We start from the raw sequence: 13,022 nt of genomic DNA, 5'->3' as shown, positions 1-13,022 counted from the left end.
ATTGTGATGAGCCAACTAGCGCGGCTTGGCGTTTTTTGAGATGAGCTTATGCAACAACCACGGCAAGGGTGTTTTGCTAAGCCACTGTCGGTGGTCGGCCACCCACGGATAGGCTCGGCTAAGCAAGGGCCGCAGTATCCGGCTAGACCAGAATTTGCCCATCTTTGTGAAGCCTGTCACGGTGTATGCCGCGGCAAACACATCGACACCATTGATCCAGCGTCCCATGGCGTCTTGCGCGTGAATCCTGTTCATCAGGGCGTCACGCGTGACCGGGCAACTGTCGGGTAACTGCATTGCAGTTTGCGAACAGTCGACCAGTATTAACTGGTTTGTATCATCAGCTTGCTTCAGCGTCTCTATTTCAGTCCGACACAAGGGGCAGGAGGCATCGTAATAAATGGTCAGCGGAAAGGTAATTTGTGAGCACATGATTTAGTTCTCAAAGGGACTTTGCTAGATTAAAGCGCTGGTCTTAGGCCTTTAATCCACTCACTTATGAGCATCAAAAATCACGCAAGTTCGCGTGCTCATGGCGTCTACAACACCAACAGGTTAAGCGTGTGCGACTGCAGCCGCTTTCTGGCAATCCGGACACAATCCCTTCAAGCTAATCTCAATATTTGACACCTGATAAGTATCAAAAATCGCCTGTGGAATATGCGCAGCGAGTTCGTGTATGCATAACACGGTGCCGCAGGACTGGCAGAGCAGGTGGGCGTGGCCGTGGTTGTTAAGCATGCCTGGAGAGGAGGTGCTCGGCGTTTTAAAGCTGCGTTTGGGGCTGTTTAACTGGTATTTCCAGGCGCGGTCTTCGGTGGATATCTTATGAATCAGCGCGTTTTCCTGTAACCAGTCGAGGACGCGATACACCGTGACCCGGTCGATTTCTTTGACGCCTTGCAAGGCGTTGAGGATTTCAGGCTGGCTCAAGGCGGTATGCGAGTTGATCAGCGTCGTGAGCACGGCCGTTCGTGCTTGTGTAGGGCGTAACCCGGCCTCTATCATTAGTTGTTCAGCGGTAACCATGGCTAAAATTATGAACTACACGACAGCATGGAGCAACCCGCCTTTTGTCTTGCCCAGTCCGGGCGCTTTTCCGCAAAGTGCTCTTTGCCAGGCTGCAGGGTATACGGGTGGCGTAATACTTCCAGTAATTCCAGCAGGCGGCTATTGTCGCCTGCTGTGGCCAAATCAATCGCTTCTTGGGCCAGATAGTTGCGAAGCACATAGACCGGATTGGCGGCAGCCATGCGGTGCTGGCGTTGAGCCACCGATTGCTGGGATTGCGCCAGGCGTTGGCAATAAGTCATGAGCCAGGCCTGGATATCCTGATTAAAATCTTGCCAGCCTTTTTGCGTGTAAAAAGCGTTTTGCAGCGTGCTGACTTGTGGTTGTTGCAGGTCAATTTGCGCAAGCTGGGTGAAAAACAGTGTCTGGTCAATTTCGGCACGGGTCATGAACTCAAAAATCTGGTTGATGAGCTCGCCATCCCCCTCCTGCCAGCGCTCAAACCCAAACTTGTCAGCGAGGCTGCTGGTGAGGGCGCGGAAGTAAGTTTGGTCATAGGTGGCGATTCCGTCCGCCAGGCCTTGTGTAGATGGCAACAGCGTACCCAAGGCTTCTGCCAGCCGTTCCAGGTTCCAGCGGGCAATATCGGGTTGGCGGCCAAAGCAATAACGGCGCCCTTGTGCGTCGGTGGTGTTGGGTGTCCAGCCGGGGTCAAAATTATCTATCCAGCCATAAGGGCCGTAGTCTATGGTCAGGCCCAGGATAGACATGTTATCGGTATTCATCACGCCATGCACAAAGCCCACACGCATCCAGTGCGCGATCATGACTGCCGTACGGGAACACACTTCTTCAAACCAGGCTTCAATCAGCTCTGGGGCTGGGTCATTCACATCCAGCGTCAGTCCAGTTGAGGGCCACCAGTCGGCAAAGTCCCGGTCCAGGGTAAAGCCAATCAGGCGTTTTAACAGCGCGAATTCTTCACGGCTGGCCAGCAGCTCAAAATGCCCAAAACGCGTAAATGAAGGGGCCACGCGGCAGACAATGGCGCCAGGTTCCAGCTGCGGATGCCCATCGTAAAACATGTCACGCACCACCTGGTCACCGGTTTTGACCAGGCTTAAGGCGCGCGTGGTCGGCACGCCTAGATGGTACATGGCTTCCGAGCATAAAAATTCGCGCAAGCTGGAGCGTAATACGGCACGGCCATCTGCCGAGCGCGAGTAGGGGGTCTCGCCTGCGCCTTTAAGTTGCAATTCAAAACGCTTGCCGCCATGCACTAACTCACCCAGCAAAATGGCACGTCCATCGCCCAATTGCCCTGCCCAATGTCCAAACTGGTGGCCGCCGTAGCGGGTGGCATAGGTAAACATGCCGTCCAGCATGCCATTGCCGCCCAGCGTTTGTATCAGTTCGCGGTCTTGCATGTCGCTGGCGGTGAGTCCCAGCATCCCGGCCACTTCTGCGCTGTAGGCGATCAGTTGCGGGTCTTTGACCGGGGTGGGTTGTACGGCAGACCATAGGCAGTCACTGACTTGTCTGGTGTAGTTATGGCGGATCGGGTCGCCCGGCAGTTCGCGGACAAAACGGTTATCAAAAGTTAAAGGGCGCATTTAAAATGGGCGTTACCGTGAGTTCAATCGTGCTTTTAATCATAACATTTTATCCATGCTACACTTTGGCGCTTTATCAATGAAGCCTATCCAGTGGTAGCACAGAGCTGTTTTTGAAAGTCGTTTTCCCCTATGAACCATCTGCAAGGTTTAAGTTTTCAAGACTTCAAAAAGTTGAAAGGCGTGTTGATATTTTTTTGTCTGTTTATCGTTATGCAGCAAATGTGGTTGAGTGTTGCCGATACCGGCCTAGGCGCATGGTGGATCAACAAGGTCATTACCCGGACATTGGCTTTTACGATAGGCTGGCTGGCTGACGAACAAGTGACGGTGGTAGGCAGTCTGCTGACAGGCGCACATGCCAGCATGAATATTGCCAATGGCTGTGATGGGGTGGACATGATGCTAATGTTGGTCGCTGCACTGTTAAGCTCAACATTAAGCCTGCGGCAAAAGCTGCTGGGTGCCTTGTATGGGTTACTGTTTTTATTTTTAATCAATCAACTACGGTTGCTGCTGTTGTTTGAGGTATTGCAGCACGATCGCCAGCACTTTACCTTTACCCACGGTATTCTTGCGCCTTTTTTAATGTTGGGCGCCACCGGAATATTTTATGCATGGTGGCTGGCCGCCTCTACCCAACCTCTGGCGGATGATGAGTCCACATGCGCTTTGCAATAATGTTTTTCTGTTATGTGTTGGGCATTGGGCTGGCGCTCAATGCATTTTTCAGTCCCTGTATCCAGGCACTTTTACCACTTTTTAAAGGGCTATTGACTTTGATTGATGGTCATTTCGAGGTGATCTCTGCCCAGGTGACGACAGTAAGCGATGCGCAAGTCATCGATTTTGAGGTGAGATTGGCAAAGTCTTTCTGGTTGGGAAAGCATTTTATTGCAGTGGACCCCAGCGGCGTTGCGCATGCCAGTACGACGCTGGTGCATCTTTGGCAAAGCCTGGCGGTATGCCTCGCGCTGATCCTGTCCTGGCCGGAGATCCTTATGCGTAAACGCCTGTTGGCCCTTGCTTACGGGCTGTTAGGCACGCTGCTGGTGTGGTGCATCGATGTGCCATTCGTTTTGCTGGCGGCCTTGTGGCAAATGATTGATGCGCACTATGGCATTGCAGACTTTTCAATCTTGACTGATTGGCAGCAGGTACTTGAAAACGGTGGCCGGTTAATATTGGGATTGATGATAGGCTGTTTGGCCATTTTCTTGGCTTAGCTGCTTGAGAGTACAGCGGGGGCTTGCCATGGTCACTCAATGCCCGCATCCTGCCGGGCATGGTTCTGCCTTCATCAAGCCTTCATAAATCAAATTTAGCATCTGCAAGCTAATTACAATCTATGCCTGATAGCGCACGATGCCTTTTTTACTGCTGTATTTCCTCATCACTTTTTCTACCTTTTCTCATGCAGCAGACATTGAGCCAGAAATCCTGACCCGTTTTAATCAGGGCGAGACACAGGATTTAATTGTTGAATATGATGATGCGTCTGTGAATAAAAGCCTGATCGCAACCCGCTTGAATAAGCGGCTCAAGACCGATAATGACGATGTGTTGGCAATCAAGCGCAAGGCGTATGCTTCGCTTAAAAGCCAAATGAAAACGCTAGAGCTGCAGCAGGGCATCCAGGGAGTCAAAGACTATCCATACTTGCCACTGAGCTTAAAGCGTTTTAAATCGCTCAGGTCGCTCAAAACCTTCATGGCCAATGGCAACATCAAGGCCGTGTATGTTGACCGGATCATGCATAAGGTACTCATGCAGAGCTTGCCTTTGATCAATCAGCCTGTCGTCAGCCAGGTTAATTACAAAGGGGCAGGGGCCACTGTGGTCGTGATTGATGACGGCATAGACTTTACAAAGTCGGCGTTTGGTCCTTGTACTGCGGTGGCGACGCCCTCGGCGACGTGTCGCGTGGTGGTGGCTAACACCATCGTCAATTCTGGCACAGCCAATGCCAGCCCAAATCATGGTAGCAATGTGGCGGCGACGGTATTGGGCGTGGCGCCAGAGGCTAAAATTGCAGCAATCAATGTCTTCAATAATAGTGGCGGCGCTTATACAAGCGATATTTTAAGTGCGATCAACTGGGCGGTTGCCAATCGAGCCACATACAATATTGTGGCCATTAACATGAGCTTGGGGGCGTCGGATAAAAATACCAGTCCCTGCCAGTCCAATCCTTTTACCAGCCCGATACAACGGGCAAAGGATGCCGGCATTAATGTGGTGGTCGCCGCAGGCAATGATGGATACCTGGATGGCATCAGCACACCTGCTTGCGCGCCAGCGGCCATTTCAGTCGGGGCGGTGTACGACAGTAATGTTGGAGGCTTGGCCTATAGTAACTGTACCGATACGACTTCGGCCGCGGATAAAGTCACTTGTTTTTCAAACAGTGCCAATTATTTAACCCTGCTGGCGCCGGGTGCTTTAATCACCGCAGCAGGGATCACGATGGCAGGCACTTCTCAAGCGTCTCCGCATGTGGCTGGTGCGGTCGCCGTGTTAAGGTCAGCGTTTGTTAATGAAACAGCAGATCAAATTCAAGCGCGATTGACCAGCTTTGGCAAACCTGTCATAGACAGTCGTAACAGTCTTGTCAAACCCCGGCTGGATTTAAGCGCTGCAGCCCGTCCGCAAAATGATTCATTTTCTAACCCCGCCTTGATGAGTGGCGACTCTGGCAGTGTCAGTGGCACCAATCTGCTCGCGACGGCAGAAGTGAGCGAGCCAGCCCATGCCGACCTGGCAGCGCAAAATACGGTCTGGTTGCAGTGGACGGCACCAGCCTCTGGCCAAGTAACGCTTACCGTCAATGGCAGTGTTGCGAACCCCAGACTTGCGGTGTATACCGGGACAGCAATCAGCGCATTAACGCCTAAAGCAGGCATTGATAATGCGAATTCCCCCCTGTATTTTCAAGCTAGCGCAAATACCCAATACCATATCGCCCTCAACACCAATCAAACGGATGCCGGTAGTTATCAACTGTCATGGCAATTGAACACGCAGGCAAATGCCAATTTATCCGTTACTTTTAGTGGCCCTAACCAACAACTTGCGCTGGCCACGCCTTATCTTTACACCTTAACTGTTGCCAATGGCGGGCCCTCGAATGCCACCAATGTTGCCGTACAACTGAGTTTGCCAACGGGGGCGGATCTGGTCAGTGCAGACCAACGATGCCAATTGCAGGGTAGAACACTGACTTGCCGCGTTGCACAGTTGAATGTCGGGAGTTCAAGCAGTTTTAATGTACAACTGTCGTGGACCAATACGCAGGATGTCCCACCGTTGGTCATCTCTGTGAATTCTGACTTGGCGGATGCTGACACTGGCAATAACTCGACAACATTTTCGTTACCAGCCACTCAGGCCTCCACAGTGACTGATGTGCCGACGCTGCCTGAGTGGGGGCTTATTCTCCTGGCTTGTATGTTGATTTTTTTGAACCGCAGAAACCTCCAGAGAGTTTAGCGCTCCCTTTTCTTTTTTCATCTCGGCATTTCTTGCACGCTGAATCAAACGCGCTAAGGTATCATTACGGCTGTATTTTAAAGAATCAGTTGAATGAACGTATTTTATGAAGAGGATGGCGGCTTTAAAGTCGCCTCCATCATGTCCGAGGCCGATAGCAGCATGCAGGTCGAAGCGAGCTCGGGCAAGCGCAGCAAAATCAAAACCGCCAATGTCTTGATGCGGTTCGAGGGGAGTTTGTCCGGTTTTCTGGAGGCCGCCCAGGCCGAAGCCGAGACCCTGGATACCGATTTTTTATGGGAATGCTGTGGCGAGGACGAGTTTGGTTTTGAACGCCTGGCCGAGGAATACTATGGCGGCAAACCCAGTCATCAGCAAGCTGCTGCCATTGCCATCAAATTGCATGGCGCGCCCATGTATTTTTACCGCAAAGGCAAAGGACGCTACAAGGCCGCGCCTGAGGACACGCTAAAAGCGGCATTGGCGGGGATGGAGAAAAAGCGCCAGCAAGCTGAACTGTTGGCACAGATGGTTGCACAACTCAAAGCGCACAGTCTGCCAGACGGCTTTGCCAGCAAGCTGGACCAATTGCTCTACGCGCCGGATAAAAACAGCCTGGAGTGGAAAGCGCTGGATCAGGCAGCCAGCGAACTCAAGCAACTGCCGGTGCAAGTGCTGCATGCCAGTGGCGCCATTGCCTCGATTCATGATTACCATCTGGGGGCGTTTTTACGCGAATACTTTGCCAATGGCACGGAGTTCCCGGCCTTTACGTTGGCTGATCTCCCCGAGGCACTGCCTTTGTCAGCGGTGCAGGCCTTTAGTATTGATGACAGCACCACCACCGAAATTGATGATGCCTTATCGATGACCGCGCTGCCTAATGGCAACACGCAGGTCGGGATTCATATTGCCGCGCCAGCCTTGGGAGTGTCGCCGCATGCGTCGCTGGATAATGAGGTCATGAAGCGGCTGTCTACGGTGTATATGCCCGGGCATAAAATCACCATGTTGCCTGAAGCGGCCATCCGTCCGTTTAGCCTGGATGCCGGCCAAGTGAAACCGGCCTTGTCCCTGTATCTTGAAGTGGCACCTGATTTCAGCATTGTTAGCCATCAAAGCCGTCTGGAGCAGGTAACCATCATCGAAAACCTGCGCCACGACACGCTGGAACCTTATTTTAACGAGCAGACGCTGACCGAGGACAGTGGCCATCCACTATGGCAACCGTTGGTGTTTTTGTTCCGCTTTGCCGAGAGCCTGGAAAAAGCGCGCGGTAAATATGACCCGACCCGGCCACAACCGGTGGATTACAATTTTTATGTGAGCGAGGGTAAGGTCAGCATTATCAACCGCCAGCGCGGCTCGCCCATGGATAAACTGGTGGCAGAGCTCATGATTGCCGCCAATAGCCAGTGGGGCCTGTTACTGGCGCAAAACGAAGTGCCCGGTATTTATCGCGCACAAAATGGTGGCAAAGTGTACATGACCACCAAAGCCGAAGGCCATCAGGGCCTGGGCGTGGCGCAATATGCCTGGTGTACCTCGCCGTTGCGCCGCGCGGTGGATTTGATCAACCAGCGGCAACTGATCAGCGTGTTGACCCTGACGCCGCCAGTCTACCCGTCCAACAGTGATGAAATTGTCGGCCATATGCGCAATTTTGATCAAACTTATAATGCCTACAACGAGTTCCAGACGCGGATGGAGCGCTACTGGTGCTTGCAGTACCTGATCCAGGAAAATATCACTGAAATCGACGCAACGGTCTGGCGTGAGAATCTGGTGCGCCTGCAAAACTTACCCTATATGACCAAGGTACACAGTTTGCCAGCGACCAAGCCGGGCAGCAAAGTCCGGCTGGCGGTACAAAAAGTCGATACTTTACTGATGGAGCTGGACTGTAAATTCCTGCACCTGATCGAAGAGACCACAGAACCCTCAACGGAAGCCGAGGCTGTGGTGGAAGCAAGCTTGGAGGCGCCTAATGTTTAAATTTAACCGTAAAGTGCACAAAGCCGTCTCCGACTTTGAAATGGTGGAGGTCACCGAAATGGATGGCGTGCGCTCCATGCACTTGGGCTCGCCGACCATACAGAGCAGTATGAGCGTGAAAGATCCGTTTGCGCTGGTCCTGGCCTATTCCTGGGGCGCCATGAGCAGCTTGTTGTTTAAGCCGGACGCGCGCAAACTGTTGCTGGTTGGGCTGGGCGGCGGGTCGATTGCCAAATATGTATGGAAATATTGTCCGCAGATCAAACAAACGGTGGTGGAACTGAATCCGCAAGTGATCCAGGTCGCCCGCAGCCATTTTTTTGTGCCGGATGACGATGCGCGATTACAGATCATCGAAGGCGATGGTATTGCCTATCTGCAGCAGCATCCTGGCAGTGTCGACTGGCTCATGATGGATGCCTTTGGCAGCAACGGCTTGCCGCCAGACTTTTGCACCCAGGCTTTTTTTGACGACTGTGCCGATGCACTGACGCCGGATGGCTTGTTTACGATTAACCTGTGGGGTTCGGACAAAAAGTTTGATATCTACATGCAGCGCATGGAGCAGACGTTTGACCAGCGCGTGCTCATGATGCCTACCGGCAAGCCTGGTAACATCATCGTGTTCGGCTTTAAAGCCGAACTGCCCATCCCGGATCTGGCGACGTTGCGCAAACGTTCGCAAGACGCCATGCAGACGCATCGTATCAACTTTCCCGGCCTCATAGACCGCCTGCAAGGCGCAAACCCCAATAACGGCAAGGAGTTTCAACTCGGTGGCTAATTTTCTGAATCATTTTTTCGCAACCTGCCCACGTGGCCTGGAAGCCATTCTCGTCGACGAACTCAAGCAGAGCGGGGCGCGCGACATTAAAGCCACCGATGGCGGTGCCAGTTTTAGCGGCGAGTTGTCGGCGTGCTATCACGCCAACCTGCATTCGCGTGTCGCCACGCGCATTCTCATGCAAGTGGGGCGGGGCCAGTATCTGAAAGAAGACGATATTTACCAGGGCGCGCTCAAAATTAACTGGCCTAACTGGTTTGATGTCAAACACAGCATGATGGTCAAGGTCACGGCCGTGCGCAGCCCGCTCAAAAGCCTGGAATTTATTACCCTGCGCGTCAAAGATGCCATCTGTGATAAATTCCGCCAGGCCGTTGGCAGCCGTCCTAATATCGATACGCGTGAACCTGCGGTCCGCGTGCATGTATATCTTACCAGCGACAGCTACCAACTGTATGTCGATACTTCCGGCAACCCGCTGTACCAGCGCGGCAACCGCAAAAACAGCATAGAAGCGCCGTTGCGTGAAAACCTGTCCGCGGGCATTCTCAAGCTCACCGGCTGGCAGCCGGGCCAGGCCTTGCTGGATCCCATGTGTGGCAGTGGCACCTTTTTGCTTGAGGCGGTGATGATGGCTCTCAATATTGCGCCTGGTTTAAATCGCAATTTCGGCTTTGAAAAACTCAAAAACTTTGAATCTGATACTTTCCGTAAAATCCGCAATGCCGCGGCCAAAGCTGCCAAGCCGGTCAGTTTCCAGAGCATTTACGGCTCGGATATGGATTTACGTGCCGTACGCGTCACCAAGCAGAACCTGGAAATGGCGGGCTGGCTGGACGCCGTACAACTGACACACTGGGAATTCACGCAAGTGGTGCCGCCAGCTGACAGCGGTGTTCTGGTCGCCAATCCGCCTTATGGCGTGCGTATTGGTGAAGATGAGACCTTGGCCGCCTTGTACCCCGAAATGGCCGCTGCGCTCAAACAGAAGTTCTCTGGCTGGAATACCTATTTCCTGACCAACGACTTGCGCCTGCCCAAGCTCATGCGTCTGAGCCCCAGCAAGAAAACACCACTGTATAACGGCCCATTGGAATGCCGGTTGTTTGAAATCAAGATGGTGGCAGGAAGTAACCGTAAATAGGGCAGTTGTATTCTTATCCGTCGATGCCTTATGCATCAATGTAGGTCGCATGTATTCATCCGCTGCAATCTCTAGTGTCTGTGAAGGACGACAGGCGCTGGCAGATTGCATTGCAGTCTCAAAGTGCACGCTTGGATCAAATGTTAATGATTGTTTTATCTGACCCGCATTTCTATTGTTTAGTATAAATTATAGTGGCAAATATTATCGTTAGCATTTCTTATGCTGAACGTGATTAAGCAGATTTAAGTCGTCACATTTCAACAATTAAGAGTCAACTAAGAGGCTGCTATGGATGCTTTGTTGAGTTTGTTGGTCCCTGATAACTTCATGCCCCATGGCCACTGCTATTTATGGACGCCCGTCCTGTTGTGGATGTATGTTGTTTCTGACACTGTCATTGCGATTTCTTACTATACGATTCCGATGGCATTGCTTTATCTGGTTAAAAAACGCGCTGACTTGGAGTTTAACTGGGTATTTTTCATGTTTTCCCTGTTTATCTTTGCCTGTGGAACAACGCATTTGATTGCAATTGCAACCATTTGGGAGCCAGCCTATTGGCTTGATGCCACAATGAAATGCTTAACAGCCGTGGCTTCAGGGATCACGGCAGTGATGCTTTGGCGCTTGATGCCAGTTGCGTTGACGATTACCAGTACCAAGCAGCTAAAAACAACCATTGCCAGGCTAGAGTCCGAAGTGCAGAAACGATTGCTCGCAGAACAGGCCTTGGCAAAATTGAATTTGAATCTTGAGCATCTGGTCAAGGCGCGTACAGAAGATCTGAGCAATATCAATGCGAGTTTAAGACAGGAGATCGAACAAAGAAAACGCACAGAACTTGAGTTGTTTAAACAGAAACAATTGGCAATTGTCACGCTGGAGTCCATCGGCGATGCGGTGATCACCACCAATATGCAGTCCGAGGTGACTTATCTGAATCCAGTGGCCGAAAAAATGACAGGCTGGAGCAAAGCTGAGGCAGCGGGGCGGCCGATTCTGGAGGTGTTCAGGATTTTGAATGAAAGCACCCGCAAGCTGGCAGCCAACCCGGTGGATGTGGTGCTGGCGCACAACAAGGTCTGCGGACTGGCCAATCATACCTTGCTGATCGCCAAATCTGGCGCTGAATATGCGATTGAAGATTCTGCGGCGCCGATTCGTGATCAGGATGGCAATATTCTAGGGGTCGTGCTGGTGTTTCATGATGTGAGTGATGCACGTCAGATGGCACAAAAAATGACCTACCTTGCCGAGCATGATTATCTGACCGACTTACCGAATCGACTGTTACTGACAGACCGTATTACGCAAGCGATCAGTGCAGCGAAAAGAAGGGGTTCCAAGCTGGCCATTCTGTTTTTTGACATAGATCACTTCAAGCGGGTGAATGATACCCTGGGCCATGAAGTGGGCGATCAATTGCTCAAAGTATTGAGCAAAAAGCTGCAAATGTGCATTCGTGCCTCTGACACGCTCAGTCGCCAGGGCGGGGATGAGTTTGTAGTGTTGTTGCCAGAGTTAACAGATGATGCCGTCCCAGCCGAAATCGCACAAAAAATACTGTTTTCCATCAAGGACCCGATCAGCATCGCAAATCACGAGTTGTTTATCACGGCCAGTATTGGGATTGCCGTATATCCTGATGATGGCGACAATGTCGATGTGCTGACACGACATGCAGATGCGGCAATGTATCATGCCAAAAATTCAGGTAGAAATAATTACCAGTTTTTTACCAAGGAAATGAGTGCACGTGTCGCGGCTCAGCTTACGATGGAAAACAGTTTGCAAAAAGCAATATCAAACAATGAGTTACTGCTTTTTTATCAGCCAAAAGTCAGCATCAAAACCGGCAAGATCATCGGCGCTGAGGCTCTGATCCGATGGGTGCATCCGCAATGGGGTATGATGATGCCAGATCGTTTTATCAAGATTGCCGAAGACTCTGGCTTGATCAGAGGCATTGGTCATTGGGTATTGCGCGAGGCGTGTACGCAAAATAAAAAGTGGCAAGACTCCGGTTTGCCCGAGATTCCCATTGCGATTAATGTTTCGGTGGTTGAGTTGCACCATGCGCACTTTACACAAGAAGTGACTAAAGTGTTATTACAAACGGGCCTGCAACCCTATCATCTCGAACTGGAGGTGACTGAAAGCGTTGCGATTCAGACTGAGGTGACCGTGATTAACGATTTGAACAAGCTCAAAGAGATGGGTGTCCGGTTATCAGTAGATGATTTTGGGACAGGATATTCCAGCCTGTCATATCTCAAGCTATTGCCGGTAAATACCATTAAAATCGATAAAAGCTTTATTCGTGATATACAAGTGGATGCTAACGATGCGGCAATTGTCACTGCGATTATCAAAATGTCACAAAGTCTGGGATTAACAGTGATCGCAGAAGGGGTAGAAACCCAGGCACAGCTCGAATTTCTGCAATCGCATGACTGTGACGAGATGCAAGGTTATCTATTTAGCCGACCCTTGCCTGCCGATGAATTTGCAGCGTTGCTTGCGCAGCAATAAAGCTTCCCATCTTATTGTTTTATTGAGTTTATTTATGACTGAACACCAACACCAAACGACTGACTCTTTACTGAATTTGCGTGAGCGCATTAATGCATTTGTGCAGGCACGTGACTGGGCGCAGTTCCATTCCCCAAAAAATCTGGCCATGGCCATGATAGTTGAGGCGGCAGAAGTGGTAGAGCATTTTCAATGGATGACTGAGGATAACAGCCGCCAGTTGGATGCCGCCACGCGCGAAAAAGTTGGGCAAGAGCTGGCCGACACCTTTGTTTACCTGCTGCGGATTGCCGAGGTGTGTGGCATAGACTTGATTGCAGCCACCCATGCCAAGATCGAGTTGAATGCGCAAAAATACCCGGTTGAGAAATGCAAGGGGAGCAATGCTAAATATACAGAATATCAATAGGGCACTTCTATAAACTCAATTTCCGTCGCTATACTGCGTTGC

Annotated in this window: 11 protein-coding genes; 8 read left to right on the top strand and 3 right to left on the bottom strand. The window is 51.2% G+C overall.

What is annotated here, in order from left to right; translation table 11 throughout:
- Positions 1-15 precede the first annotated feature (15 nt).
- From INP77_RS01125 to INP77_RS01115, 3 genes are all read right to left on the bottom strand, one after another.
- Positions 16-432 (bottom strand): thiol-disulfide oxidoreductase DCC family protein, encoded by a 417-nt coding sequence (locus INP77_RS01125; protein ID WP_194746875.1) that lies wholly within the window; start codon positions 430-432, stop codon positions 16-18.
- Between the two features lie 123 nt (positions 433-555).
- A complete protein-coding gene (locus INP77_RS01120) occupies positions 556-1,029 on the bottom strand; it encodes a Fur family transcriptional regulator (protein ID WP_049638697.1) in 474 nt (157 codons plus the stop codon).
- Positions 1,030-1,037: 8 nt separating this feature from the next.
- On the bottom strand, positions 1,038-2,624 hold the full coding sequence (locus INP77_RS01115) for a YdiU family protein (RefSeq protein ID WP_194746874.1): 1,587 nt from the start codon (positions 2,622-2,624) through the stop codon (positions 1,038-1,040).
- Positions 2,625-2,807: 183 nt separating this feature from the next.
- On the opposite strand from INP77_RS01115, the gene INP77_RS01110 reads away from it, so the two are divergent.
- The 8 genes from INP77_RS01110 (at position 2,808) to INP77_RS01075 (ending at position 12,980) form a co-directional block, all read left to right on the top strand.
- Positions 2,808-3,305, top strand: a complete 498-nt coding sequence (locus INP77_RS01110) for an archaeosortase/exosortase family protein (RefSeq protein WP_194746873.1) — start codon at positions 2,808-2,810, stop codon at positions 3,303-3,305.
- Positions 3,290-3,850 carry a hypothetical protein gene (locus INP77_RS01105; RefSeq protein WP_194746872.1) on the top strand — a complete coding sequence of 187 codons (561 nt, stop codon included), beginning with the start codon at positions 3,290-3,292 and terminating at the stop codon, positions 3,848-3,850. Before INP77_RS01110 ends, INP77_RS01105 begins: the two co-directional genes overlap by 16 nt.
- Positions 3,851-3,989: 139 nt before the next feature.
- Complete coding sequence (locus INP77_RS01100) at positions 3,990-6,113, top strand: IPTL-CTERM sorting domain-containing protein (RefSeq protein ID WP_194746871.1); 2,124 nt, start codon at positions 3,990-3,992, stop codon at positions 6,111-6,113.
- Between the two features lie 93 nt (positions 6,114-6,206).
- Positions 6,207-8,108 (top strand): ribonuclease catalytic domain-containing protein, encoded by a 1,902-nt coding sequence (locus tag INP77_RS01095; protein WP_194746870.1) that lies wholly within the window; start codon positions 6,207-6,209, stop codon positions 8,106-8,108.
- On the top strand, positions 8,101-8,892 hold the full coding sequence (locus INP77_RS01090) for a polyamine aminopropyltransferase (protein ID WP_194746869.1): 792 nt from the start codon (positions 8,101-8,103) through the stop codon (positions 8,890-8,892). The genes INP77_RS01095 and INP77_RS01090 overlap by 8 nt, the downstream gene beginning before the upstream one ends.
- On the top strand, positions 8,885-10,036 hold the full coding sequence (locus tag INP77_RS01085; protein ID WP_368667876.1) for a class I SAM-dependent RNA methyltransferase: 1,152 nt from the start codon (positions 8,885-8,887) through the stop codon (positions 10,034-10,036). Before INP77_RS01090 ends, INP77_RS01085 begins: the two co-directional genes overlap by 8 nt.
- 291 nt (positions 10,037-10,327) lie before the next feature.
- Positions 10,328-12,571: a bifunctional diguanylate cyclase/phosphodiesterase gene (locus tag INP77_RS01080; RefSeq protein WP_228518629.1), complete on the top strand. Its 2,244-nt coding sequence runs from the start codon at positions 10,328-10,330 to the stop codon at positions 12,569-12,571.
- A gap of 34 nt (positions 12,572-12,605) precedes the next feature.
- The gene (locus tag INP77_RS01075) at positions 12,606-12,980 is read left to right on the top strand and encodes a nucleotide pyrophosphohydrolase (protein ID WP_194746868.1); all 375 of its coding nucleotides are present in this window, start codon (positions 12,606-12,608) and stop codon (positions 12,978-12,980) included.
- Positions 12,981-13,022: the final 42 nt, after the last annotated feature.

The organism is Methylophilus sp. 13, assembly GCF_015354335.1.
In the GTDB taxonomy this organism is placed as follows: Bacteria; Pseudomonadota; Gammaproteobacteria; order Burkholderiales; family Methylophilaceae; genus Methylophilus; species Methylophilus glucosoxydans.
This window is presented reverse-complemented; position numbering and strand designations above follow the sequence as displayed.

What these genes read in the sequence shown, in the direction of transcription:
- INP77_RS01125 (WP_194746875.1), bottom strand. Translation starts at nt 432, where the DNA reads ATGTGCTCACAAATTACCTTTCCGCTGACCATTTATTACGATGCCTCC.
- INP77_RS01120 (WP_049638697.1), bottom strand. Translation starts at nt 1,029, where the DNA reads ATGGTTACCGCTGAACAACTAATGATAGAGGCCGGGTTACGCCCTACA.
- INP77_RS01115 (WP_194746874.1), bottom strand. Translation starts at nt 2,624, where the DNA reads ATGCGCCCTTTAACTTTTGATAACCGTTTTGTCCGCGAACTGCCGGGC.
- INP77_RS01105 (WP_194746872.1), top strand. Translation starts at nt 3,290, where the DNA reads ATGCGCTTTGCAATAATGTTTTTCTGTTATGTGTTGGGCATTGGGCTG.
- INP77_RS01100 (WP_194746871.1), top strand. Translation starts at nt 3,990, where the DNA reads ATGCCTTTTTTACTGCTGTATTTCCTCATCACTTTTTCTACCTTTTCT.
- INP77_RS01095 (WP_194746870.1), top strand. Translation starts at nt 6,207, where the DNA reads ATGAACGTATTTTATGAAGAGGATGGCGGCTTTAAAGTCGCCTCCATC.
- INP77_RS01090 (WP_194746869.1), top strand. Translation starts at nt 8,101, where the DNA reads ATGTTTAAATTTAACCGTAAAGTGCACAAAGCCGTCTCCGACTTTGAA.
- INP77_RS01080 (WP_228518629.1), top strand. Translation starts at nt 10,328, where the DNA reads ATGGATGCTTTGTTGAGTTTGTTGGTCCCTGATAACTTCATGCCCCAT.
- INP77_RS01075 (WP_194746868.1), top strand. Translation starts at nt 12,606, where the DNA reads ATGACTGAACACCAACACCAAACGACTGACTCTTTACTGAATTTGCGT.